22 protein-coding genes are annotated in these 25,472 nt (G+C 64.3%); 13 read left to right on the forward strand and 9 right to left on the reverse strand.

Annotated elements, in window-relative coordinates:
• Window position 1: 1 nt before the first annotated feature.
• Together NKI21_RS04455 and NKI21_RS04460 are read left to right on the forward strand one after the other, a co-directional pair.
• Window positions 2-481: a tellurite resistance TerB family protein gene (locus tag NKI21_RS04455; protein WP_127268697.1), complete on the forward strand. Its 480-nt coding sequence runs from the start codon at window positions 2-4 to the stop codon at window positions 479-481.
• Between the two features lie 14 nt (window positions 482-495).
• A complete protein-coding gene (locus NKI21_RS04460) occupies window positions 496-1,212 on the forward strand; it encodes a glutamine amidotransferase (RefSeq protein WP_128304138.1) in 717 nt (238 codons plus the stop codon).
• A gap of 96 nt (window positions 1,213-1,308) precedes the next feature.
• Here the strand turns inward: NKI21_RS04460 and NKI21_RS04465 are convergent, their stop codons facing one another.
• From NKI21_RS04465 to NKI21_RS04500, 8 genes are all read right to left on the reverse strand, one after another.
• Complete coding sequence (locus tag NKI21_RS04465; protein ID WP_023811223.1) at window positions 1,309-1,617, reverse strand: NIPSNAP family protein; 309 nt, start codon at window positions 1,615-1,617, stop codon at window positions 1,309-1,311.
• A 49-nt stretch (window positions 1,618-1,666) separates the two neighbouring features.
• Window positions 1,667-2,905: an MFS transporter gene (locus tag NKI21_RS04470; RefSeq protein WP_352442095.1), complete on the reverse strand. Its 1,239-nt coding sequence runs from the start codon at window positions 2,903-2,905 to the stop codon at window positions 1,667-1,669.
• A 163-nt stretch (window positions 2,906-3,068) separates the two neighbouring features.
• Complete coding sequence (locus tag NKI21_RS04475; protein ID WP_352442096.1) at window positions 3,069-4,169, reverse strand: aminotransferase class I/II-fold pyridoxal phosphate-dependent enzyme; 1,101 nt, start codon at window positions 4,167-4,169, stop codon at window positions 3,069-3,071.
• A gap of 180 nt (window positions 4,170-4,349) precedes the next feature.
• Complete coding sequence (locus tag NKI21_RS04480; protein ID WP_023811220.1) at window positions 4,350-4,811, reverse strand: Ros/MucR family transcriptional regulator; 462 nt, start codon at window positions 4,809-4,811, stop codon at window positions 4,350-4,352.
• A 215-nt stretch (window positions 4,812-5,026) separates the two neighbouring features.
• Window positions 5,027-5,746 carry an ROK family protein gene (locus NKI21_RS04485; protein ID WP_352442097.1) on the reverse strand — a complete coding sequence of 240 codons (720 nt, stop codon included), beginning with the start codon at window positions 5,744-5,746 and terminating at the stop codon, window positions 5,027-5,029.
• Between the two features lie 12 nt (window positions 5,747-5,758).
• A complete protein-coding gene (gene zwf, locus NKI21_RS04490; protein ID WP_352442098.1) occupies window positions 5,759-7,135 on the reverse strand; it encodes a glucose-6-phosphate dehydrogenase in 1,377 nt (458 codons plus the stop codon).
• A 22-nt stretch (window positions 7,136-7,157) separates the two neighbouring features.
• Window positions 7,158-8,171 (reverse strand): phosphogluconate dehydrogenase (NAD(+)-dependent, decarboxylating), encoded by a 1,014-nt coding sequence (gene gnd, locus NKI21_RS04495; protein ID WP_352442099.1) that lies wholly within the window; start codon window positions 8,169-8,171, stop codon window positions 7,158-7,160.
• Between the two features lie 64 nt (window positions 8,172-8,235).
• Window positions 8,236-10,653: a glucan 1,4-alpha-glucosidase gene (locus NKI21_RS04500; RefSeq protein WP_352442100.1), complete on the reverse strand. Its 2,418-nt coding sequence runs from the start codon at window positions 10,651-10,653 to the stop codon at window positions 8,236-8,238.
• Between the two features lie 401 nt (window positions 10,654-11,054).
• On the opposite strand from NKI21_RS04500, the gene NKI21_RS04505 reads away from it, so the two are divergent.
• The 9 genes from NKI21_RS04505 (at window position 11,055) to NKI21_RS04545 (ending at window position 22,191) form a co-directional block, all read left to right on the forward strand.
• Window positions 11,055-12,335, forward strand: a complete 1,281-nt coding sequence (locus NKI21_RS04505; protein ID WP_352797720.1) for a sensor histidine kinase — start codon at window positions 11,055-11,057, stop codon at window positions 12,333-12,335.
• The gene (locus NKI21_RS04510; protein ID WP_127318792.1) at window positions 12,335-13,057 is read left to right on the forward strand and encodes a response regulator transcription factor; all 723 of its coding nucleotides are present in this window, start codon (window positions 12,335-12,337) and stop codon (window positions 13,055-13,057) included. The genes NKI21_RS04505 and NKI21_RS04510 overlap by 1 nt, the downstream gene beginning before the upstream one ends.
• 114 nt (window positions 13,058-13,171) lie before the next feature.
• Window positions 13,172-14,140, forward strand: a complete 969-nt coding sequence (locus NKI21_RS04515) for a YihY/virulence factor BrkB family protein (RefSeq protein WP_352750674.1) — start codon at window positions 13,172-13,174, stop codon at window positions 14,138-14,140.
• 194 nt (window positions 14,141-14,334) lie between these two features.
• Complete coding sequence (locus tag NKI21_RS04520; RefSeq protein WP_352461341.1) at window positions 14,335-15,225, forward strand: SMP-30/gluconolactonase/LRE family protein; 891 nt, start codon at window positions 14,335-14,337, stop codon at window positions 15,223-15,225.
• A 90-nt stretch (window positions 15,226-15,315) separates the two neighbouring features.
• Window positions 15,316-16,329, forward strand: coding sequence for an ABC transporter substrate-binding protein (locus NKI21_RS04525; protein WP_352442103.1), 1,014 nt, complete (start codon window positions 15,316-15,318; stop codon window positions 16,327-16,329).
• A 49-nt stretch (window positions 16,330-16,378) separates the two neighbouring features.
• Window positions 16,379-17,848, forward strand: a complete 1,470-nt coding sequence (locus tag NKI21_RS04530; RefSeq protein ID WP_352864659.1) for a sugar ABC transporter ATP-binding protein — start codon at window positions 16,379-16,381, stop codon at window positions 17,846-17,848.
• 1 nt (window position 17,849) lies between these two features.
• On the forward strand, window positions 17,850-18,830 hold the full coding sequence (locus NKI21_RS04535; protein ID WP_352864662.1) for an ABC transporter permease: 981 nt from the start codon (window positions 17,850-17,852) through the stop codon (window positions 18,828-18,830).
• A gap of 3 nt (window positions 18,831-18,833) precedes the next feature.
• Window positions 18,834-19,781 (forward strand): ABC transporter permease, encoded by a 948-nt coding sequence (locus NKI21_RS04540; RefSeq protein ID WP_352864664.1) that lies wholly within the window; start codon window positions 18,834-18,836, stop codon window positions 19,779-19,781.
• Window positions 19,782-20,118: 337 nt separating this feature from the next.
• Complete coding sequence (locus tag NKI21_RS04545; RefSeq protein WP_352864667.1) at window positions 20,119-22,191, forward strand: 3-hydroxyacyl-CoA dehydrogenase NAD-binding domain-containing protein; 2,073 nt, start codon at window positions 20,119-20,121, stop codon at window positions 22,189-22,191.
• A 29-nt stretch (window positions 22,192-22,220) separates the two neighbouring features.
• On the opposite strand, the gene NKI21_RS04550 is transcribed toward NKI21_RS04545, so the two are convergent.
• Window positions 22,221-23,027, reverse strand: coding sequence for a response regulator transcription factor (locus NKI21_RS04550; RefSeq protein ID WP_352864670.1), 807 nt, complete (start codon window positions 23,025-23,027; stop codon window positions 22,221-22,223).
• A gap of 114 nt (window positions 23,028-23,141) precedes the next feature.
• Between NKI21_RS04550 and NKI21_RS04555 the strand changes: the two genes are divergently transcribed.
• A complete protein-coding gene (locus NKI21_RS04555; protein ID WP_352864673.1) occupies window positions 23,142-24,278 on the forward strand; it encodes an ABC transporter ATP-binding protein in 1,137 nt (378 codons plus the stop codon).
• Window positions 24,259-25,422: an ABC transporter substrate-binding protein gene (locus tag NKI21_RS04560; protein WP_352555542.1), complete on the forward strand. Its 1,164-nt coding sequence runs from the start codon at window positions 24,259-24,261 to the stop codon at window positions 25,420-25,422. The genes NKI21_RS04555 and NKI21_RS04560 overlap by 20 nt, the downstream gene beginning before the upstream one ends.
• The last annotated feature ends 50 nt before the right edge of the window (window positions 25,423-25,472 follow it).

Here is a 25,472-nt window from a genome sequence, read left to right on the forward strand (position 1 = left end):
TATGTTTGAACGCGTTCTGTCGTTTCTCAGGGATTTGCCGGCCGGTGCCGGCACGCGTGCCAGCACAGACGATCCCCGCATCGCCGCCTCGGCGCTGCTCTATCATGTGATGAATGCCGATGGCGTGCGCCAGGATGTCGAGTGGGAGCGGTTCAAAGCGGTGCTGGCGGAGAGCTATTCGATCAGCGGCACGGAACTCGAAGCGCTTGCCGCCGCCGGCGAGCGGGCCGACAACGAGGCGATCGATCTCTATGCCTTCACCAGTGTCCTGAAGCGCCATCTCGATGCCGATGCGCGCAAGGCCTTCATCGGCCTGATGTGGGAAATCGTCTATGCCGATGGCGAGTTGCACGAGCTCGAGGACAACACCGTCTGGCGCGTCGCCGAGCTGATCGGCGTCGAACGCCATGATCGTGTCGAGGCGCGCCGCAAGGCGGCGGCGCACGCGCCCGGCGCCACCGGAACATCGAGCGACGAATAGGATCTTCGCTTCCCATGCCGCGCCAAACGAGTTCGAAGCCAAAGATCCTGATCGTGCTGCATCAGGAGAGTTCGAGCCCGGGACGTGTCGGACACATGTTGCTGGAAGAAGGGTTCGATCTCGATATCCGCCGGCCGCCGCTTGGCGACGCCTTGCCCGAAACACTGGACGACCACGCCGGCACGGTGGTGTTCGGCGGCCCGATGAGCGCCAATGACGAGGACGAGTTCGTTCGCCGCGAGACCAACTGGCTGGAAATACCGCTGAGGGAGAACCGGCCATGTCTCGGCATCTGTCTCGGCGCACAGATGCTGGTCAACTATCTCGGCGGCAAGGTCGAAGGACACGGTGAAGGGCTGGTCGAGGTTGGCTGGTATCCCCTGAAGGCGACCGAAGCCGGCAAGCAACTGATGCACTGGCCGGAGATGGTCTACCAGTTCCACCGCGAGGGTTTTTCGCTGCCCAGGGACGCGACGCTGCTGGCGACCGCCGAAACCTATCCCAACCAGGCCTTCCGTTACGGCGACAATGCCTGGGGCATCCAGTTCCATGGCGAACTGACCAGGGTGATGATGCAGCGCTGGGTGGTGCGCGGCGCGCATCGCTTCGAATTGCCCGGTGCCCAGCCCGGCCGCGACCATCTCGGCGGCCGGCTGATCTGGGACATGCATCTCAAGCGCTGGCTGGACGAGTTTTTGCGGATGATTTTCGGCAAGCCGAGCAATGGCTAAAGCGCGTCGCGTTTGAACGGATTCAGGCGCCGCGCTTTAGGTCTTTGTCTTTATGCATGTAGGTCTCCCAAAACCGGGGCCACTTTGCGACATGCATCAAGGTTCGAGCACCGGCCGCAGGAAGCTGCGCTCGTAGCTGAGAATGCTGCGATTGCGTTTTTCCATTTCAAACACTTCCTGGCATTCCGGGTCGGCAGCCATACGCTTGCGATAGTCCTCGTAGGCGGCGAGGCTCGGGAAGCTGAACATGGCAAAAGCGACATTGTTAGCCCCCTCGCTCGGAAGGAAATAGCCGTGATGGTTTCCGCCGAGGCGGTTGACCAGGCCTATCCAGCGACGGCCATAGTCTTCGAACTCGGCAAGCTTGTAGGGGTCGATGACATATTTCAGGTAGCAAGTGATCATGGGAGCTCCTGTGTATAGGCGAGGCATGTCGGCTGTCAGCCGTAAGAGATCAGTTGCGTCCGTTGAGGTGGCGCACCTTGCGCAGTTGCGGGAACAGCACCATCCACAGGCCCGCGACGGCGATGGCGCCGATGCCGCCGATCACCACGGCCGGCACCGTGCCGATCAGTGCGGCCATCGTGCCGGCGCGGAATTCGCCGACCTCGTTGGAGGCTCCGACAAAGACCTGGTTGACGGCGTTGACGCGGCCGCGCACCTCGTCGGGCGTCCACAGCTGGATCAGGGTCTCCCTGATGTAGACGCTGAACATATCGGTGGCGCCGAGGCCGGCAAGGGCTACGATCGACAGCCAGGTGATGGTCGAAAGGCCGAACAGCACGGTGAAGGCGCCGAACGAGGCGGCGGCGGCCAGCATGATCATGCCCGCGTGGTTGCGGAGCGGATGCCCGGCCAGCCAGATGGCGACGCAAATGGCGCCGATGCTGGGCGCCGATCGCAGCAGGCCGAGACCCCAGGGGCCGAGCTGGAGGATGTCGCGCGCATAGACCGGCAGCAGCGCCGAGGCGCCGGACAGGAGCACGGCGAACAGATCGAGCGAGATGGCGCCGAGCACGATCTTCTCGCTCCAGATGTAGCTGAACCCGCCGAGCAGGTGCTGCATCGTCGGCTTGTCCGACTCGGTGCGCTGCGACGGCTTCGGGATGGTGAAGATCAGCAGCCCGGACACGAGCATCAGGACGGCCGCGGTTCCGTAGGCCGCTTCCGGCGACACGCCGTAGAGCAGGCCGCCGGCTACCGGGCCGACGATGGTCGCCGTCTGCCAGGCCGATGAATTCCAGGCGATGGCGTTGGCGAAATCCTGAGGCGGCACCAGATTGGCGAACAGCGAGGCGGAGGCCGGACCGAAAAAGGCGCGGGCGACGCCGAACATGGCCAGCACGCAGAAGATCGGCAGCGGCCCGCTGATGCCGCGCAGCGTCAGGAACAGCAGCGCCAGCGCGCACATCGCCTCCACCACGACCGCCAGCGCCATGATCAGGCGGCGGCCGAAGCGATCAGCGACGACGCCGGTGACCAGCACCAGAAGCAGCGACGGCAGGAACTGGACGATGCCGACAAGGCCGAGATCGAGCGGGTCGCGGGTCAAATCGTACATCTGCCAGCCGACCGCGACAGACACGATCATGGTGGCGAATGTGGTGAGGAAACGCGCCGCCCAATAGCTCAGGAAGGAGCGATGGCGAAACGCGGCATAGCGCTGGTCCGGCGATATCTGTTCTGCTGTCATGATTTAAGAGGCCCCGTTGCAGTGACGTCAGCTGGCGGGGCACTTCCACGATGGGCGCTGGTCCGGCTGGCGGAACTTTTTAGCTCAGTTCGCAGCGGATATGCGTCAAAATCAGTGCTGGATCAAGGAATTTTCAGCCCGTTTCATCGCCGGCACGCGGTAGTTACTGCCGCAGCGCGGCGGAGATGGCATCAAGGCCGCCGCGCAATTCGGCTTCCGTCGGCCAGCCAAAGCCGACGCGGAAGAAGCGCTTCTCCATCTCGAACCAGTGGCCGGGCCCGACATAGGTGCCATGGTTTTCCAGCAGGTTCACATAGAACCGGTCGAGGTCGAAGCCAGGTTTGACATCGAGGCGCGGGAAGCCGACGACGCCACCTTCGGGCCGCACCCAGTCGACCAGCGGTTCGCGATCGATCCAGGCCTGGACGATGTCGCGGCGCCCCGCCATTTCGGGCAGCAATGTCGCCAGGAAGACGTCCCGGCGTTCGAGCATGCCGCGGGCGATGCCTTCGTCGATGACGCTGCCGCAGATGCCGATCTGCTCCTTGGCGGCGAGGAATTTTTCCTGAAGCTCAGCGTCCCTGGTGATCAGCCAACCGATGCGGATACCGGGAATGCCGAAGGCCTTGGACAATGACGAGACGCTGATCGCCTTCGGGCTCAGCGAGGCAGCAATCGGCAGCCGCCGGCCGTAGGAAAGGTCGCGATAGGTCTCGTCGACCAGCAGACGGCAGTTGCTGCTTTCGGCAAGCGCCACCAGGGCATCGAGTTCAGCTCGGCTCATCATCGTGCCGGTCGGGTTGTGCGGGCAGGTGACGCTGATCAGCTTCGTGTCCGGCCGCATCGCCGCCTTGACGCGCTCGACATCAATGGCGAAGCCTTCCTCGAAGGCCAGGTCGACAAAGCTGATGGCGCAGCCGATCGCCCTTGGGGTTTCGATGTTGGTGGCGTAGTTGGGCCTGATGACGACGAGATGGTCATTGGCCGACAAAAGCGAGGTCGAGATGATGAACAGCGCACCCGCGGCACCGGCGGTGACCAAGACATCATCCGGCGAAATGCCGGCATCCTGCGCCGATATTAGTGCACGCAACTGCTTGTCGCCGCGATGCTCGCCATAGAAAAGCGTGAGATCAGGCAGCGACAGGCCGATGTCGGAGAGCTTCTGGTCGGCGATCGAACTTTCCGAAAGATTGTAGCGGATACGGTCGTAGCCGTATTCTTCCGGCGCTTCTTTCTCGATCACCATCCTGGTGTAGTTCATGGCTCGCTCCCCAAGGCCCCGTCCGTCCATCCAAGCCATAAAAACATCAAGCCTGCCAAGGCGGATTCGCCGGCAGGCTTCTGTTCCAGTCGTCCTAACTGTTGGCTCAGGACTGAACTAGATCTCTGCTTTAGGCAGGTCGTCGTCCCAAAACCGCTGCGCACTTTTGGGCGACATGCCTCAGGCCGAGGCCTTGGCCTTCCTGCCCTTGGCGGGTGCCTTCACGGGGGCCGCCTTGCGGCCGAGGCCGATCGATTTCGCCAGCAGCGAACGCGAGGCCGCATAGTTGGGAGCGACCATCGGATAGTCCGACGGCAAGCCCCATTTGGCGCGATAGGCGTCCGGCGTCAGGCCGAAATGCACGCCCAGGTGACGCTTCAGCGATTTGAACTTCTTGCCGTCTTCGAGGCAGATGATAAAATCGGGCGTCACCGACTTCTTGGGGTTGACCGCCGGGACCAAGGGGGCAGCCACCGGGACCGCAGGCTTGCCGAGCCCGTTTATCGAGGCGCTGACGCTGGCGATGAGGTCGGCCAGGCCGGAGGCGGGCAAGCGGTTCTTCTCGACGTAAGCGGACACGATGTGAGCGGTCAGCTCGAGCAGATCGATGTCTTTACGGGCACTGTTGCTATCGTCGGTCACTCTATTTCTCCGTCTACAGCGAATGACCTGAAAATCGGATTCGACTTCCGGAAAGGATCATGCGCGAAATCAAAATGCTATGGCGTCCTTCGTGCGTCCACGGGACGAATGGCGTTGGTGTAGCGCGGAATTCCTAGTCGGCAAATCTGCGTATTGCAACGACTTGATGGCATATCACACGTTATTTTGAACAACTATATTAAACAATAACAGTATCAGACTATCAGCGCCTTGTCGCGCCACAAACGAAACCCGCCTTCGAAGGCGCGTGTGTTGTCGCCGCGCCTGGAGTCGGCGGGCAATTCATCGAGCTTGTCGACGTTGCCGCCGCCAATCACGACATAGTCCGGCTGCATGGCGGCACGGAGCCGGTCGACGACGTCGAAGACGTGTTTGCGCCATTTCTTCTTGCCGCGCTTTTCCAGGCCGCGCTCGCCGACATAATCCTCGAAACTCCTGCCCTTCTTGTAGGGCAAATGCGCGAGTTCCATCGGTTGGGCGACGTTGTCGGCAATCATCGCCGCACCGAGACCGGTGCCGAGCCCGAGGAACAGCATACGCCCGCCCTCGTAGCTGCCGATGGCCTGCATCAGCGCGTCATTGACCACTTTCACCGGTTTGCCGAACGCACCCGCAAAGTCGAATCCAGCCCAGCCCTTGCCGAGATTGGCGGGGTCGGCGAGCGGCCTGTCGTGGTTGACCGGACCGGGATAGCCCATCGAGACGACGTCGTAGGACAGGTCTTCGGCGAGCTTGTTGACCGTATCGATCATCTGCCGCGGCGTCAGGCCCGGCCCCGAATCGGCGCGGCGCTCCTCGCCGCCGGCGCTGGTGAGGATCTTGACGTGCGAGCCGCCGATGTCGATCGTGAGCACGATTTTTTTAGTGTCCGGCTTCTCGGTGCCCGATGCTGGTTGCTTCACTGCCTTGGCCATCGTGTGATCCTCTCACTTCACCGGATCGATCCAGCCATTGGGCGGTCCGAACCCGGCCATGACGTCCGCGGGTCCCCATGTGAGCGGCTCGTAGAGGTGCGGCGGCGTGGTGTCGCCAAGCACCGGGCCGACGATGCGCCAGGCCAGTTCGCTGGCGTCCTGGCGGGTGAACAGCTGGCCGTTGCCGTTCATGGCATCACCGATCAGCCGCTCGTAGGGCGGCATGTCGCTTTTGCTGTCGTCGAGCGCCGTCAGTTCGACCTGCTCGCCGATCATGTCGTCGCCCGGTGCCTTGCGCTGTGCTCCGATGGCGATCACCACCTGCGGGTCGATGCGGAAGCGGACGTAGTTCTGGTCGGCGGGCTTGATCGGATCGAAGACATCGAGCGGCGGCCGCTTCAGCCGCACCACCACTTCGGTGACGTGCACCGGCATGTTCTTGCCGGCGCGGATGAAAAACGGCACGTCCTGCCAGCGCCAGGTGTCGACGAAGAAACGCACCGCCGCGAAGGTCTCGACCGGCGAGTTCGGCGCCACGCCGGGTTCGGCGAGATAGCCGGTGAACTGGCCACGCACGACATCGTCTTTTGTCAGCGTCCTGATCGCGCGCAGCACTTGCACCTTCTCGTCGATCAGGTCGTCGGCGGAACGGCCGACAGGCGGCTCCATGGCAAGCAGCAACAGGATGTTGAGCAGGTGGTTCTCGATGACGTCCCTGATGCAGCCGACATCGTCATAGAAGCGGCCACGGCCCTCGACGCCGAAATCCTCGGCCATGGTGATCTGCACGCTTTCGACGTAGTTGCGGTTCCAGATCGGCTCGAGCAGCGAATTGGCGAAGCGGAAATAGAGCAGGTTCTGGATCGCTTCCTTGCCCAGATAATGGTCGATACGGAAGATCGACTGTTCGTCGAACACCAGATGCAGGACGCGGTTCAGCCAGCGCGCCGATTGCAGGTCGTGGCCGAAGGGCTTTTCCACCATCAGCCGCGCGCCATGCGCGGTGCCTGATTGCTCCAGTCCCTGGACGACGGTCTCGAACATGGTCGGCGGCACCGCCATGTAGTGCAGCGGCCGCTGCGCGGTGCCGAGGGCGTTTTTCAGTTTCTCGAACGTCGCTCCATCGCGGTAGTCGCCGCTGACGTAGCGCAGCAGCGAGGCGAATTTGGCGAACACCTTTTCGTCGATCTTGCCGAGCGCATTGACGATGCCGTCGCGGGCGCGCGCCTGCAATTGCTTGAGGTCCCAGGCATCGAAGGCGACGCCGATCACCGGTTCGGTGAGCGTGCCCTTGGCGACCATCTGGTAAAGGGCTGGAAATATCTTCTTGTGGGCAAGGTCGCCGGTTGCCCCGAAGAGCACCAGCGTGTCGGATCGTTCCTGGCTCATGCGCGTGTCTCCCCCAGTGTCGTCACTTGCCGGCCTTCGGCTTCTCGACATGGCCGCCAAAGGCATAGCGCATGGCGGAGAGCAGCTTGTCGGCGAATTCGGATTCGCCCTGCGAGGAGAAGCGGTCGAACAGCGCCGAGGACAGCACCGGAGCCGGCACGCCGGTGTCGATAGCCGCCTTCAGCGTCCAGCGGCCTTCGCCGGAATCCGAGACGCGGCCGCCGAAATTCACCAGGCCCGGATCGCTTTTCAATGCGCCGGCCGTCAGGTCGAGCAGCCAGGAGCCGATAACGCTGCCATGCCGCCAGACCTCGGCCACCTGGGGAAGGTCGATGTCGAACTGGTAGTATTGCGGGTTTTCCAGCGGACTGGTCTCGGCGTCCGCCGTCCGTTGCCGCTTGCCGGCATTGGACGACTTCAGGATGTTCATGCCTTCGGCATAGGCGGCCATGACGCCATATTCGATGCCGTTGTGGACCATCTTGACGAAGTGGCCGGCGCCGCTCGGTCCGCAATGCAGATAGCCAAAGGGCGCGGTCCCGGCATCCCCAGGCGGATTGGAGCCGGCATCGGCGCCCGGCGCCAGCGTGGCGAAGATCGAATCGAGGTGCTGCACCGCCACGTCTGGGCCGCCGATCATCAGGCAGTAGCCACGGTCCAGGCCCCAGACGCCGCCGCTGGTGCCGACATCGACAAGATGGATACCCTTGCCGGTCAGTTTCGCGGCCTGGTCGACGGCATCGTGATAATAGGAATTGCCGCCGTCGATGACGATGTCGCCGGGCTCCATCAGGGCCGCCACCTGGTCGATGATCCTGCCGGTGATCGCGGCCGGCAGCATCAGCCACACGCAGCGCGGCTTGGCCAGCTTGCCGACGAATTCTTCCAGCGAGGCCGCCCCTGACGCGCCGTCGGTCACCAGGGCCGCGACGCTGGCCGGGTTGATGTCGTAGACGACGCATTCGTGGCCGTTGCGCATCAGGCGCCGGACCATGTTGGCGCCCATCCGGCCCAGTCCCATCATTCCGATCTGCATGGTTTCGTCCCTATTTTCTAGGAGATTTATGGGGTTTATCGAGGGAAGGTCTACTGGCTATGATCTACTGGCCATCTTGGTCGCCCGATATGACGGAGAAGTCGACATTCTCCCAATCGCCGGTCCCGGGCCAGAAAAAAGTGAAGGTCAGCGTGCTTCCCTCGGGGAGGCTTGCCGCGGGCAGATCGGCAAGATGGATGCCGAAGGCGTTCTCCACCGTCTGGCTGTCATGGGCGGTCGCCCAGTTGTCGGTGCTCCAGTGGACTGTAGCCGGGTCCAACACTTCGACGCGCAACGTCTTGCCCTCCGGCATGGCGCGGATCTTGTTGTTGAACCGCCAGGTTCTGAACGGCGATACGGTCTTGTCCTCGATATAGCGCTTGACGCCTTGCGGCGGCATGTCGAAGACCGCGCCGTCGCGCAGCGAGCGCAGCAGCTTGATATGCTCCGAATGCGCCCAGACCAGCGGCATGGCGCTGCCCGAGGGGCGGCCGTGCAGCAGTTCGCGTTCCGGCAGATCGGCGCCGTCCCAGACCTGCTCCGGCAACAGGCCGCCCGGTCCGGCCGAGCCTTCCAGCGCTGCCAGCAGGCTGGCTGCCTTTTCCTCGTGTCCAGCCGCCAGCTCATAGTGGGCGCGTTCGCCGGCCAGCAGCGGCCAGGGGCGACCCTGGCCGGTGCCATCGAAGGGTGCGCCGTCTTCGTGCTCGCCGTAGCCGTCACCATTGTAGCGATACCAGAGCGGCCCTTGCGGCAGATCGCAGCGCAATTGCGCGTCGATGACCTTGACCGTGTCTGCCATGCGCGGATCGTCGGCTGCCCGCAGACCGAAGCGGACAAGTGCCAGCGCATCCGGGCTGACGATCTCCTTGGCGGGCCGATCCGTGTCGCCGGGCGGCCGGTTCTTGATCGGGACATAGCCGTCCTTCGGCGAACCGGCCTCGGCGCTATCGGGCGACGCCATGCGGACATAGTAACCGTCGACGCCGACTTGACTGCAGGTCGCCGTGCCGGTGACGTATGTCCAGCGCTCGACCTGATCGTTCCAGACGTCTGATGTCTCGCGCAGATAGGTCGCGGCGTCTGTCTTGCCGCAGGCGTCGAGGAGGTCTGCCGCGGCAAGCATTGCGGCGATTTCGACCGCCAGCGTGAACGGGCTGTAGCCGGCATCCTCTTCCCAGCGGTCCTCGGCGGTGACGGGTCCGTTGCGCACGACATAGCCGGCGGCGCGCTCGATCATCGGCAGGAAGGTCATGAGCCTGGCGCGCGGCAAATGGCCGGCGCGGCGCAAAGCATCGGCCAGCAGCAGCGGAAAGGCGCATTCGTCCATCTGGATGCCGGGCCAATAGGCCGATCCGTCGAGCCAGGCGTTCTGCGGCCAATGGCCGTCCGGCTGCTGGATGGAGCTGAGGTAATCGAGGATTTGCAGAGCCGAGGCAGCATCGCCGGCAGCAAGAAAGCCGCCCGCCGTCTCGACCAGATCGCGCGGCCAGACCAGATGGTAGCCGCCGAGGTCGTCGTCACCCTTGTTGAAGCCCCACGGGATCGACAGGCTGGCGACCGCGGCGCCCGGTGTGGCGATCGACCGGTGCGTCGCCAGTACCGCCGTCGAGATGCGATAGAAGTTGATCCCGGGCACCGCGTGCCGGTCCAGCGGCAGCAAGCCCTTTTGCCAGTTGCGCCAGTTCTGGAGGTAGGATTTCGCCGCGGGTTCAAAACCCTGCTTCAGGCTGGCGAAAGCATGTTCCGCGGCCTCGTCTGATGTCGCGCCAAACCCAAGCGCCAGCAAGGCCTTGGTCTCTGTGGCGGAAAAGCCGATCTCGCCCGTCAGCGCGACATTGCCGTCCTCGGCCCGCTGGCAAGCCGGATCGAGTTCTCCGGTGTTGTGGAGTTGCTGCCAGCCGTCGGAAAAGCCGACATAGCCGGCCGAACCGGTTTTCCACGGCAGCGACGAAGCCAGCGCCAGGCAAGAGCCGCGTCCCGAGGCGAACAGCACGGGCTTTCCCTCGTGCTCGCCGAACCATGCGGTGTTGCCCATGCCGGCATTGACCAGATGCGGCGCCAGAAGCGCGTAGACGCGGTAGTCACCGGGCACCCCTTTCAGCGCCGTGAAGGTGATTTCCTGCAGCAGCGCCGGGCGCGCCGGGTCGGCGAGGATGCGCTTCTCGATCCGCCAGGCGCCGTCGCTCGTCGTATTGACCAGCCGGTAGGCGGGCACGCCGTCCTCGAACGGTTCGATCGTATGCACGGCATCGCGTTTCTCTTCCGAAAAATAGCCGCCGGGGCCGGTGACGATCAAGCCGAGGTCGCGGGTGCAGGCGCTGTCGACGCGCGGATAGTAGACTTCGTTGAGGATGCCGTGGCTGATCGTGAACCAGATCCGGCCGGCCGGCGAAAGCGACGTTCCGACGCCACTCTTGGCGCTTGATGTCCAGCGCGCCGGGATTCCCGGGGCGCCCGGAGCAACGTTTTGCGTCACTGGCATTCTGTTTCGGTCTCCTGGCCTCCTCCCTAGACCAGGACGCGAACCCTTTACAATCATTGCACCGCAAGTTGATCGGGCGGGCCAACGGCAGGGCAACGAATTCGGGCTGACGGGTTTCTTCGGAGCCTTCGCCCGCGCATTGACTGACGGAGCATCAAACGAAAAACCCGCCTGTGCGGCGGGTCATAGGCGCAAATCAGCACCATGGACAAAAATGTACCATAGCTGAGGGCACCGAGTCAAGAAAAAATTCCTATTACCGCCACAAGGCTGCCGACACCGCCGAGCTGTCGTCAGCTCTTTGTCAAGCTGAGTGCGGGGCCCTATGGCCAACGGGTCGTCGTTGACAGCGGCGGCGGCATGCGTCCACTATTTCGCGGCACGGGAGGATCGTGAAAACAATGGCGGAAGTGTCCCTGGTCCTGATCGACCGGCTGCTGGCGATATCGCGGGCGCTTGGCGGCCATATCGATCCCGGCACGGCGTTCCGCGCGACAGCCATCGAGATCGGCTCGCTCATTCCGCACGATCACATGGATCTGGCGGTGCTGTCGCATGACGGCCGCCGGCACGCCTGTTACGAAGCCGGCTTCCACACCAGCTGGAGCGAGCTTGCCCAGCATCCGCTGCCGACCGAAGTCAGCCCGATCCGCTCGGTGCTGTGGGGCGAAGTCCCCTATCTGCTCGCCGACGACGCGTTGAGCGACGAGCGGTTCCATTTCGCCACCGCTATCGACGGCCCGATCTTCGCCGCCAGGCTGCGCAGCCGCATCGTCGTGCCGCTCAGGGCGCGCGGCGGCATCATTGGCGCGCTCAACATCAGCCGGCACGAGGTCGACTGCTACACGCTTGCCGATGTCGCGGTCGCCCAGCAATGCGCGGACCTGATCGCGCCCTACATCTTCGCGCTGATCCAGACCGAGGAGGCGCGCCGCGCCATGCTGGCCGAGAGCGAGGCGCGCAACCGTGTCGAACTGCTGCGCGTCGGCGCCTCGCAATTGACCGAAGGCATGGAGCGCGAACGGCGGCGCATGGCCATGGATCTGCACGACCAGACGCTTGCCGATCTCGCCCGCATCGCGCGCCAGCTTTCGGCGCTTCGCGGCCAGGGCGTGGCGCGGGCAGCACAGCTTGCCGATCTCGAAAAGGAGGTCGCCGGCTGCCTGACGGAACTGCGCCACATCGTCGACGACATGCGGCCGAGTGTGCTCGAACTGTTCGGCCTGCGCGACGCGGTCGAGGCGCATCTCAACCGCAGCGTCGCCAGGGCCAAGCCGCCGATCGCCGTGCGCATCGCCGACACCAGCGACGGTGGCGCCGACAGCCTGTCCGAGCCAGTGCGGACCGCGCTCTACCGGATCGTGCAGGAAGCGATCAACAATGCCGTGCGCCATGCCGCGCCGCACCGCATCGACGTGCTGCTGGCGTCGACCGCGAGCGTGCTGCGGGTGATCGTGACGGATGACGGCCAGGGCTGCGGCGCTGTTGATCCGGCCGCGTATGGCGGCATCGGCCATATGCACACGCGGGCAGCCCTTATCGGGGCGCGGCTGCGTATCGGCCAGGCCGGCCGCAAGAACGGCGGCACCCGTGTCGTCGTCGAGATCGACCGCCAGCCGTCGCGAGACCTGGCGGCGGCTGCAGCGGTTCCTGGCGAGCTCGCCGTATCGGAGGCCATGTGATGCTTGTGATGATAGCCGAGAATGACGGGCTGCACCGTAGCTTCGCGCGGCGAACGGTGGAGCAGTTGTGGCCCGGCGACGTCGAGGTCATCGAAGCGAGTGACGGCGAGGACGCCATCAACCTGGCGGCCGAACGCGAGCCACTGCATGTCGTGCTCGATTTGCAGATGCCGAAGGCGACGGGAATCGAAGTTGCCAAGGCGATCTGGAACCGCCGCGCCGGCACGCACATCCTGTTCTGGTCGAATTTCGCCGACGAAGCCTATGTGCGCGGCGTGGCGCGCATCGTGCCGCCCGGCTCGGTCTACGGCTATGTGCTCAAATCGGCGACGGAGGAGGGCATGCGGTCCGCCCTGCGCGGGGTTTTCCGCGAAGGCCACTGCATCATCGACCGCGAGATCCGCGGCATCCAGCACCGCGTGCAGGACAAGTTCGAGGGCATCACCGACGGCGAATATGAGAGCCTTATCGACATCGCGCTCGGCCTGACCGACCGGGCGATCGCGGCGCGGCGCGGCCTGTCGATCCGTGGTGCGCAGAGCCGCATCAAGCACTGCTACGACAAGCTCGGCATCGTGCCGGCGGAGGACGGCGCCGGCGATGCTTCCGTGTTCAACTCGCGGACGCGGGCGATCTATCTCGCCATGGCGCGTGGCCTGATCAACATCGACGCACTGCGCCGCGAACAGGACCGGCTCGATGCCTGGCTGGCGGAGCACTGAAACAGCGGCGGCCACGCCCCGGAACTTCGGAAGGTCCGGCGCATTGCTAGTGAACGCCAACTCGATGCCTGCGGACCCGAAGTGCGACCCTCAATCACAGATTCATGGCACCTGGTGCGTGAAAGCATAGTCGGCTTCATCAACGATAATGCGCTTAGTCATGGTGCGGCGATGGCTTTCTATGCCACCACCTCGCTGGCGCCGATCTTGCTGATCGTGGTTGCGATTGCTGGTCTCGTCTTCGGCCACGATGCCGCACAATTGGCCTTGTCCGCGCAGATATCAGGGCTGATGGGACCGGAAAGCGCCGATCTCCTGAAGACTGCGCTGGAAAGTGCATCCGACAGTCTGTACGGCACCTGGGCCGCGATCATAGGGCTGGTCACCTTGCTGGTGGCCGCGTCTGGTGTCTTCGGCGAAATGCAGCAGTCGTTGAACACAATCTGGAAGATCGAACCGCAAGGCAACTCCCTGTCGCGTCTGGTGCGGGCGCGGGCCGCCAGTCTGGGGTTGGTGGCCGCACTCGGGTTCCTGTTGCTGGTCTCTCTCATCGCAAGCGCCGCGATTTCGGCACTGGGCGCTTTCATCAACGCCTATCTGCCGTTCGGAACGATCATACTCAGCGGGATCAATGGCGTCGTTTCGTTTGCGCTTATCTCCGTGATGTTTGCCGCCATTTACAAAGTTTTGCCGGATCGAACCCTGGAATGGCGCGATGTGGCAATTGGCGCTGTCGGGACCGCGGCCCTGTTCACATTGGGAAAATCGCTTATCGGCTGGTACATCGGCACCAGCGCGATTGCGTCCTCGTATGGCGCCGCCGGCGGCCTGCTCGTCATATTGCTCTGGGTTTACTACTCGTCGGAAATTTTCCTCCTCGGTGCCGAGTTCACGCGGGCCTATTCCGTTCGGCACGGCAGCCGGTCCGATCTGAACACCTTGGTTCACAGCCCTCAACCCACGCAGCAAGACCCATTTCGCGCAGGGCAAAAATCCAACGCTGCCGGCGTGGTCGTGCTTGTGGCCGTAGCTTGCGCGAGCGCAACCCTGACCGCGCTTTTGCGGCGTGTTCGCCGGCCCTGATCTGGCGTCGCCCTATTCTATGCTCGATAGGCAGGGCCGACTGTGCAAACGCACAGTCAGCCCTGCGCTTTGACCCGTATCGGCTCGTCGGGACCGCGCCTACGCTCTGCTCCAACAAGAAGACTGTATCGGGAAGCGCTCATGCCATTCGTCACCATGCGGAGTAGCACGGCTGTTCGCGCCGGGAGCCGATGATGTCGGTGTCGGCGCGTGCGCGCCATTCCGGCTTCGACGATGTCGTCGGCGATGCGACCATTGAGACGCTGGCGAGCGGCTTCGGCTTCCTCGAAGGGCCGGTCTGGCACCCCTACGAAAAATGGCTGGTCTTCTCCGACATTCCGGAAAGCCGGATGTATCGCCGCAATGCCGAGGGCGAGATCGAGCTGTTCCGCGCGCCGAGCCACAAGGCCAATGGCAACACGCTGGACCGCCAGGGGCGGCTGGTCACCTGCGAGCATGCGACGAGCCGGGTGACCCGCGCCGAGCCCAACGGCAGCGCGACGGTGCTTGCCACGCACCATCAGGGCAAGCAGCTCAACAGCCCGAACGACATCGTCGTCGCCACCGGCGGATCTATCTACTTCACCGATCCGGGCTATGGCCGGAAGGAATTCTATGGCGTGCCACGCCCGCAGGACCTGCCGTTCCAGGGCGTCTACCGCATCGATGGCGACGGCGCCCGGCTGACATTGCTGGCCGACGATTTCGGGCAGCCGAACGGGCTGTGCTTTTCGCTGGACGAGTCGCGGCTGTTCATCAACGACACCGAACGCGGGCACATCAGGGTGTTCGGCGTGGAAGCCAATGGCGACCTCAATGGCGGCGCGGTGTGGGCAGTAACCGAGGGCGAGGGGCCGGGAGCGCCCGACGGCATGAAGATCGACAGCCGCGGCAATCTCTACTGCACCGGCCCGGGCGGCATCCACATTTTCGACGCGTCGGGCGCCATTCTTGGCGTCATCCGGGCGCCTGAAGATTGCGCGAATTTCACCTTCGGTGACGACGATTTGCAAAGCCTCTACATTACCGCGTCGACGTCGCTGTACCGGCTCAGGGTGCGCGTGCCGGGATTGAGACTGTTTTGAGCTCGCGACAATCCGTGCTCAAATCAGAGTTGAGGCCGGGGTCAAAGCCGGTGGGAATGCAGCAGTCAACACATCTGGGAGGATAACGACATGAAGAAACTGTTCGTTCTGGGCGCTCTGGCCGCAATGCTCGCCTCGGGCACGGCGCTGGCCGACACCAGTGGCAAGAAGATCGCTTTTTCCAACAATTATGCCGGCAATTCCTGGCGGCAGGCGATGCTCGACAGCTATGGCATCGTCACCAAGAAGGCGGTCGCCGACAAGATCGTCGGCGCGGCCGACATCTTCACCACCGCCGACAAGGAGGTGCCGACGCAGGCAGCACAGGTGCAGAACCTGATCCTGCAGGGCTATGACGCGATCGTCATCAACGCCGCCTCGCCGGATGCGCTCAACGGCGCCATCAAACAGGCTTGCGATGCCGGCATCGTCGTCGTCTCCTTCGACGGCACGGTGACCGAGCCTTGCGCCTACCGCGTCGTCGTCGACTTCAAGGACATGGGCAAGCAGGAAGTCGAGCAGATGGCCAAATTCCAGCCCAAGGGCGGCAATCTTCTGGAAATCCGTGGGCTTGCCGGGACCTCGATCGACGATGCCATCCATGCCGGCATCCTCGAAGGCGTCGCCGCCCATCCCGAGTTCAAGATCGTCGGTTCGGTGACCGGCGACTGGGACCAGACGACGGCGCAAAAGGCGGTGGCGACCATCCTGCCGTCGCTGCCCGACATCGTCGGCGTCGTCGACCAGGGCGGTGACGGTTACGGTGCGGCCCAGGCCTTCGCCGCCGCCGGCAAGCCGCGTCCGACCATCATCATGGGCAACCGCCAGGACGAGCTGCAGTGGTGGAAGGAACAGAAGGACAAGGACGGCTACCAGACCTGGTCGGCCTCGATCGCGCCCGGCGTCTCGTCGCTCGCCTTCTGGGTGGCGCAGCAGGTGCTCGACGGCCGCACCGACATTCCGCACGATCTGCTGGTGCCGTACCTGGCCTTCACACAGGACGATTTCGAGGCCGAGCTGCCGAAGATCCCCAAGGGCGGCGTCGCCAGCCACGAATACACGCAGGAAGACGCGATCGCGGCCATTAAAGCCAACATCAAGTGAGCATAACGGCAGCGTTGCCGTCCGTATCGCCGAGCGGATATCGTTGAGCATGCCTGAAGGGAACGCTGACATCATCAGACTGAACGGCGCCGAAAAGCATTTCGGCGCCGTTCGCGCACTGGGCGGCGTCGATTTTCACGTCGGTCCCGGCGAGTGCGTCGGTCTTGTCGGCCATAATGGCGCCGGCAAATCGACGCTGATGCACATGGTGGCGGGCACGCTGGTGCCCGACAGCGGGCAGATCGGCGTGCATGGCGACACCGAGGACAATTACTCGGTGGCACGGGCGCAGCAACTCGGCATACGCTGCGTGTTCCAGGAATTGTCGCTGTGCCCCAATCTCAGCGTCGCCGAGAACACGCGCATCAACCACGCTTCGCTGCGTGGCTTCGGCTGGCGGCGCAAGGCGGCCGAGCTGATCGCCGCCAAGCTCGACGAGATATTTCCGGGCCACAGCATCTCGGCGTCCGACATTGTCGGCGACCTGTCGATCGGCCGACGCCAGATGGTGGAGGTGGCGCGCGCCTTCACCGTCACCCAGGATCGTCTCGACCTCGTCATCCTCGACGAGCCGACCTCGTCGCTCGACGCGCATACGGCGGGCCAATTGCTGGCCTTCGTGCGCCGTTTCGTTGCCGGCGGCAAAAGCTGCATCCTGATCTCGCATGTGCTGGGCGAGGTGCTGCGCAACGCCGACCGCATCGTGGTGATGCGCGACGGCAAGGTGGTTGTCGCCGACGCCGCCAGTGCCTTCGACCGCGACCGGCTGGTGACGGCGATGGGCGGCGCGGAAGCGCGCCAGAAGATCGCGGCGCAAATCGCTGCCGCCAAGCCCGGCGCCAGTCCGCTGCGGGTTCGGGCGCGGCCCGCCGCGCAGAAGGACGGCACCGACCTTGTCGCCTGTGCCGGGGAGATCATCGGCCTTGCCGGGCTGGCTGGCCACGGCCAGACTGACCTGCTGCTGACGATCTTCGCTGCGGCGTCGCGGGCCCGAACCGGCATCGAGGTGACGGCACCGGTGGCGCTGGTCGCCGGCGACCGCCAGTCGGACGGCATTTTCCCGCAATGGTCGATTGCTGAGAATATCGGCATCCGCTCGCTGGCGCGGCTGCGCAGCGGGCTGTTGATCTCGCCGCAGCGCGAGGCGGAGCTTGCTGCATTCTGGCAAAAGAAGATCGGCATCCGCACGCCGGATATGAACAACAACATCTTTTCACTGTCGGGCGGCAACCAGCAGAAGGCGCTGTTTGCGCGTGCGCTCGGCTCGGACGCGCAGATCGTGCTGATGGACGACCCGATGCGCGGCGTCGACATCGGCACCAAGCTGGAGGTCTACGACCTCGTGCGCGAAGAGGCCGCCCGAGGCCGCACCTTCCTCTGGTACACCACGGAAACCGAAGAGCTCGACAATTGCGACCACATCTATGTCTTCAAGAACGGCCGCATCGTCGCCAATCTGCGCCGCGACGAACTGACGGAAGAGAAGATCATCCAGTCTTCCTTCGGCGATGCGGCCTGAGATGACGACCGCCAGCCTCGACACCGCTGCCAGGACATCCGCCGAACGTGGCGCGCTGGCCCGTGCCCGCCTGCTGCGCGGGCTGCTGCCGGCGCTGTCGCTGGCGCTGGTGCTGCTCGCCATCGCCTGGCTCAACCCGCGCGCCATCAGCTATTTCGGCTTCAGCCTGATGCTGAACCTGGCGATCCCGATCGCGCTGGCGACCATCGCGCAGATGTTCGTCATCGCCGGAAACGAGCTCGACCTGTCGATAGGCACCTTTGTCGGCTTCGTCGGCTGCGTCACGGCGACCTGGCTGAAGGACGCGCCGCTCATCGGTGCCGTCATCCTGCTTGGATCGATCGGCGTCTATGCGCTGCTCGGCGCGCTGATCCATCTGCGCAATCTGCCGTCCATCGTGGTGACGCTCGGCATGAGCTTCGTCTGGCAGGGGCTCGCGATTCTCGTTTTGCCCAAACCGGGCGGCAAGGCGCCGGACTGGCTGCTCGGGCTGATGGCGTTCAAGCCGCCTTTCGTGCCCTTTCCGATCATCGCGGCGCTGCTGATCGGCCTCATCGTCCATTTTGGCCTGATGCGCACCTCCTATGGCGTGATCCTGCGCGGCTCCGGCGGCAATCCGGCGGCACTCGGGCGCGCCGGCTGGTCGCTGCTCAAGACCAAGATCGTGCTGTTTGCGCTCGCCGGCCTGTTCGGCGTGCTGTCCGGCATGGCGCTGATCGGCATCACCACCTCGGCCGATGCCAATATCGGCAATGGCTATACGCTGCTGGCGATCGCCGGCGTCATCCTCGGCGGAGGCGAATTCGTCGGCGGCCGCGTATCGCCGATAGGTGCTGTGATCGGCGCGCTGACGCTGGCGCTGGCTGCCTCGCCGCTGCTCACCTTCATGCACATCCCGCCCGACTGGCAGGTGGCCGCCAACGGCGCCATCCTGATCATCGTGCTGGCGGCGCGGGTGCTGATCAGCCGCAGGGAGAGGTGAGCGATGGCCTCGGTGAAATCGCTGCTCACCAAACCCTGGATCTGGTCGTTCATTGGCGCCGTGCTTGTCTGGCTGGCGACGATCGCCTTCACCGGCGGCTATGGCGCCGGCGGCATGGTGACGGCGGCCCTGTCGCTGGCGGTGTTCACCGTCATTGTTGGCGTCGGCCAGATGTTCGTCATCACACTGGGCCCGGGCAATGTCGACCTGTCGCTGCCGGCCAATATCGGCCTTGCCAGTGCCGTCGCGATGAAGGTGATGGACGGCAACGATTCCATGATCGCGGTCGGGCTGCTGGCGGCGCTTGCCTGCGGGGCGGCGATCGGCGCCGTCAACTATCTGCTGATCTGGGCGCTGCGCATCCCGCCGATCATCGCCACTTTGTCGGCCAGCTTCATCATCCAGTCGATCGACATCAGCTACGGCCGCGGGCTGCAGATCAAGCCGCCGCCGGGCTTCGCCGATTTCGCCAACTGGCAGGTACTGGGCGTTCCGGTGCTGGCGATCCTCACCGTGCTGTTCACCATCGGGGCGGCCATCGCCCTGCAGCGTATGATCTATGGCCGCTCGGTGCTGGCGATCGGCCAGAACATTCGCGCCGCCTGGCTCGCCGGCGTCAATGTCGGCCGCATCCGCTTCCTCACCTACACGCTATCGGGTGCGCTCGGCGGCATCGACGGCGCGTTGCTCGCCGGCTATTTCCGCGGCGCCAATGTCGATATCGGCAATGAATATCTGCTGGCCTCGATCGCCGTCGTCGTCATCGGCGGCACGTCGGTCGCCGGCGGCAAGGCCAATGTGCCCGGCGTCTGGGGCGCGGCGCTGTTCCTGGTGCTGCTTTTGACCATGCTCAACACGTTTGGGGTGAGTGCCGGGGTGCGATTGCTGCTCACGGGGCTGATCATTGTCGGGGTGATCACGGCGGCGGGCGGGCAGAAAGCGCCGCGGTAGCGGGAACAAGACGCCGACGCTGGCGGGACAGCACCCCCCTCTGGCCTGCCGGCCATCTCCCCCGCAAGGAGGGAGATCGGCAGCTTCGCCGTTTCGCCCGCCCTCCAGCGTTGAAAATTGACGAAGGCCGTCGTGACGTCCAATCTCCCCCCTTGCGGGGGAGATGCCCGGCAGGGCAGAGGGGGGTGTGAAGGATCTCTACTTCGGCGATGATGGCGGCCGGGCACCTCGAGCCGCTAATCATTGTGCCAGGCCTCCCTCTGGTTTCCATCCACGTCATAGCGCTGTAAATCCAATCGCGCGGCTGCAGGCCGTTCACCATTGTCCGGAGGTTTGCGTGTCCGATTTTGTGAAGGTCAGCCGCGACGGCGACGTCGCCGTCGTCACTATCGACAACCCGCCGGTCAACGCGCTGAGCTTTCATGTCCGCGAACCGCTGATGCAGGCGCTGGTTGAGCTGCGGGATGATGCTTCGGTTGCCGCCATCGTCATTGCATGCGCCGGCCGGACCTTTGTCGCCGGCGCCGACATCACCGAATTCGGCAAGCCGATGCAGCAGCCCGAGCTGCGCGCCATCGTGGCGACGCTGGAGACCATCGCCAAGCCGACGGTCGCCGCCATCCACGGCACCGCGCTCGGCGGCGGGCTGGAGCTGGCGCTCGGCTGCCATTTCCGCGTCGCCGATGCCGGCGCCAAGCTCGGCCTGCCGGAGGTCAAGCTCGGCCTGCTGCCGGGCGGTGGCGGCACGGTGCGGTTGCCGCGCCTGGTCGGCGCGCTGAAGGCCTTGAAGATGGTCGTTTCCGGTTCACCGGTCGGTGCGACCGAGGCGCATGCCGCCGGTCTCGTCGACGCCGTCTTTGAAGGCGATCTGGCCACCCATGCCGTGAACTTTGCCAGGGAAATAGCCCGCAAGGGTGGTCCCTTCACGTCGGTGCGCGATCGCAATGAGGGGCTTAAGGAGACCGACCTCGCGGCTTTCGACGCCGAGGCTGCGGATCTTGCCAGGAAAGCGCGCGGGCTCGAGGCGCCGATCGCCTGTGCGCTGTCGGTGCGCAATGCCGTCACACTGCCCTTCGACGCGGCGCTGGCGGCGGAGCGTGCGCTGTTCGTCAAACTGGTCGCCAGCGACCAGTCGCGAGCGCAGCGGCATTTGTTCTTCGCCGAACGTGAGGCGGCAAAGCTTGCGGGCAAGGACACCGTCAAGCGCCGGATCGCCCGCGTCGGCGTCATCGGTGCCGGCACGATGGGCGGCGGCATCGCCATGGCCTTCGCCAATGGCGGCTACCCCGTCACCATGCTGGAAACCAGCCATGAGGCGCTGCAGCGCGGGCTGGCGACCATCGACAAGAACTACTCGGTGTCCGTCACGCGCGGCTCGCTGACGGCAGATGCCAAGCGCGAGCGCCTCGCCCTGTTCAAGGGCTCCACCGACTATGCCGATCTCGCCGATTGCGACCTGATCGTCGAGGCGGTGTTCGAAGACATGGCGGTCAAGAAGGAGGTGTTCGGCAAGCTCGATGCCGTGGCCAAACCGGGCGCGATCCTCGCCACCAACACCTCCTATCTCGACATCAACGAAATCGCCGCCTCGACCTCGCGGCCGCAGGATGTGCTCGGTCTGCATTTCTTCTCGCCGGCCAATGTCATGAAGCTCTTGGAGATCGTGCGTGCCGAGGTGACCGCGCCCGATGCGCTGGCCACCGTCGTCGATCTGGCGCGGCGGATCGGCAAGGTGGCGGTCGTCGTCGGCGTCTGCCACGGCTTCGTCGGCAATCGAATGCTGGCCGCGCGTGGCGCCGAATCCGAGGCGCTGCTGCTGGAAGGCGCGACACCCAGCCAGATCGACCAGGCATTCACCGATTTCGGCTGGCCGATGGGTCCGTTCCAGATGGGTGATCTCGCCGGCCTCGACATCGGCTGGCGCAACCGCAAGGCGCGCGGTCAGACGGCCGTCATCGCCGATACGCTGTGCGAACAAGGGCGTTTCGGCCAGAAGACCGGCTGGGGGTTCTATCTCTACGAGAACGGTTCGCGTACCCCGGCCCCGGATCCGGAGGTCGAGGTGCTGATCCGCGACAAGGCCGCCGAGAGGGGCATCGCGCCGCGCGCGATCAGTGCGGAAGAAATCATCGAGCGCACGCTTTACCCCCTGATCAACGAGGGCGCCAAGATCCTGGAGGAAGGCATAGCGGCCCGTGCGTCCGACATCGATGTCGTCTGGGTCAATGGCTACGGCTTTCCCATCGGCAAGGGCGGACCGCTGTTCTGGGCTGGCCTTGAAGGCCCGGGCAAGATTATCGAGCGGCTCGAGTACTGGCATCAGCGGACGGGCAAGGATGTGTTCCAGCCAGCGCCGTTGCTGAAGCGGATGGCCGAGACCGGATCGTGGGAAGCCGGCGCAACAGCCTGATCAAACGGCGGATTGAGGGGTGGTAGGAATTATCGTATCCGCGCGTCGATGATCTCGACGAAACGTGCGAACAGGCCGGCCTGCGACTTGATCTTGAGCTTGCGGTAGATGTTGCGGCGATGGACCTTCACGGTTCCCGGCACGATGCGCATGGCCCTGGCGATCGATTCCGTCGAATGCCCCTGCAGCACCAGGTCGACGACATGTTTTTCGCGCGGCGTCAGCGACAGGCTCTGCCAGATGTGGGCGCGGTCGAACTCGTTGACCGGAGTGGTCGTCTCGTCCTGCTGCGCCTCTGCCGGTTCGTCGGCCGGAAGGGCGGGCCAGCGCAGCCTGGCGAAGCTGATCACCGCCGGCGCCATGTCGCGAAGCAATCTGGCATCGGCGGTGCCGAACGGGCCTGAGACGCGCAGCCGCATCAGTGAGAGCACCAGCGCATCCTTGCCCGGCAGCGGCACGAAGAAGCCGACCTCCTCGGCCAGCCTGGTCTGGCTATAGTAGGAGCGGAAATACTCGCTGGCATAGAAACGGTCCGGCGCCAGTTCGCGCATGCGCCAGAATCCTTCCTTGCGCTCGACCGCAGCGTGGTGGAACGGGTCGAGCAGATAGGGTCCCTCCTGATAGAGCGCGACGAAGACGTGGCTTTCGGCCGGCGAGAAGGTTTCGAACAGCAGCGGCGGGCGCGCCGCGCCGCGATAGCCGAAGACCACGCAGTGGTCGAAGCTGACATGGAGCCGCAGCCAATCGACCAGCGCATTGCCGAACAGGTCGCCGCTGGTCTCCCGCGTCGCCGCGACGAGCGTGGCGAGCTGGCTGTATTCGTCGCTGCGGGACAATCTATACCCCCTTAAACGAGAAAATAGATCAGATATACCACCTGAGAGGTATATACTAGCCGCCATTGGCTCTGGTAGCGTCCCGATATTGCCCTGTCGCTGGAGCCTACAGCCTTGACCGCAGTGCCAGACATCGAGTTTCGCGGCGTCACCAAGCGCTATGGCAGCGTGACGGCAGTGAGCGGCATCGATCTTGCTGTCCCGCCATCCGCCTTTGTCGCCCTGCTTGGACCATCCGGCTGCGGCAAGACGACCTGCCTGCGCATGATTGGCGGTTTCGAACAGCCGAGCGAAGGCCAGGTGTTCATTCGCGGCCAGGACATGGCCGGCACGCCGCCCTACCGGCGGCCGGTCAACATGGTGTTCCAGCAATACGCGCTGTTTCCGCATCTCGATGTCGAGGACAACGTCGCCTACGGGCTGCGTCAGGCGCGGCCAAGGCTGTCGTCGCGCGAGATCGCCTCAAGAGCGGGGGAAGCGCTGGAAATGGTGCGGCTCGCCGGCTATGGCCGCCGCAAGATCCACGAACTGTCGGGCGGCCAGCAGCAGCGTGTGGCGCTTGCCCGCGCCCTGGTCAACAAACCGGCGGTGCTCTTGCTCGACGAGCCGCTGGCGGCGCTCGACAAGAAGCTTCGCACCGACATGCAGATCGAGCTGCAGAACCTGCAGCGCGAGATCGGCATCACCTTCGTGCTGGTCACGCACGACCAGGAGGAAGCGCTGTCGATGAGCGATTTCGTCTGCGTCATGAATGGCGGCCGCATCGTCCAGCTCGGACAGCCAAGCGAGATCTATGACGAACCGGCCGATTTGTTCGTCGCCGATTTCGTCGGCAAGACCAATCTCTTGAGCGGTACCGTCGCCGGACATTCGGGCGATCTGGTGGAGGTGGCGCTCGCGAATGGCACCGTCATTGCAGCGCGCAAACGAACCGCCCTGCAGCAAGGCGAGGCCGTTTCGGTCAGCCTGCGTCCTGAATCGCTCAGTCTCGGCGCTCAGACAGGCGGCCCATTCAAGGGCGTCGTCCGCAACCGGATCTTCCTGGGCTCGACGGCGGAATACGCGATCGAGGTCCAGGGCATCGGAACGCTGCTGGCCAAGGCCGATCACCTGATCGGCCACGGCAATCTCTTCAAGCCGGGTGAACCCGTCGCCATCGGCTTTGCCTCCGGAACGCCGCTGGCGTTTGCGGAGACCAAGAACAACGGGGCCAACCAGAGGGTAGATAAACATGTCGAAATCATATCGTGACGGACTGCCGATAAGCCCTGAAAACTTCGTCGACCAGCTGATGCGCCTCAAGCGCGGCTCGATCGGCCGCCGCGACTTTCTTGGCCTCACCGGCCTTGGGATTGCGACGGCGGTGATGGCGCGCGAGATCGGCATCATGCCGACACCGGCCTTTGCCGCCGAGAGCCTTGGCGACCGCATGTCGATCGCCACCTGGCCGAACTATCATGACCCGGCGACCTTCGAGAATTTCAAGAAGGACACCGGCGTCGCCGTCGAGGTCAATGTCTTCGGCTCCAACGAGGAGATGCTGGCCAAATTGCAGGCCGGCGCCTCGGGCTGGAGCCTGTTCGTGCCGACCAACTACACGATCTCGACTTACAAGAAACTCGGCATCATCGAGCCGCTGGAGATGACGAAGCTGCCGAATTTCGATGGCTCGCAGGAGGATCCGCGCTTTACCGGGGAAGGCACGATCGAAGGGGTGACCTATGCGGTGCCGAAGAACTGGGGCACCACCGGCTTTGCCGTCAACACCAAGAAGCTGACCAAGCCGATGACCAGCTGGAAGGAGTTCTGGGACACTGCCATGGCGGAAGGCGACAGCCGCACCATGGTGCATGACTACCAGCTGACCACGATCGGCAATGCGCTGAAATATTACGGCTACTCGTTCAACTCGCTCAAGCAGGACGAACTGGCCAAGGCGGAGGAACTGCTGCTGAAGGTCAAGCCGCATCTGTTCGCGGTCTCCTCCGACTACCAGCCGGGCATGCGCGCCGGCGACGCCTGGATGACGATGTGCTGGACGAATGACGGCGCGCAGCTGCATCGCGACATTCCCGAGATCGCCTATGTGCTGGGCAAGGAAGGCGGCGAGATCTGGACCGACTTCTACGCCATTCCGAAGGATGCGCCGAACAAGCCGGCCGGCTATGCCCTGCTCAACTATCTGATGAATCCGCAGGTGGCGGTGAAGGAGCACCTGGCCAATGGTGCGCCGTCGACCGATGCGCGGGTCAACAAGCTGCTGCCCAAGGAAGTGCTCGACAATCCGATCCTCTATCCGGCGGCCGACCTGTTGACGCCGCTGGAATTCGGCGCGGCGGCAACGCTGACGGATCCCGGCCGCGCCGAATTGATGGCGCGCTTCAAGTCGGCCTGAGCGACGGCCTCAAATTCTTTTCGGATAAGTTGACCGGCGGGTTCATACCC

This window comes from Mesorhizobium sp. M0715, assembly GCF_040320355.1.
In the GTDB taxonomy this organism is placed as follows: Bacteria; Pseudomonadota; Alphaproteobacteria; order Rhizobiales; family Rhizobiaceae; genus Mesorhizobium.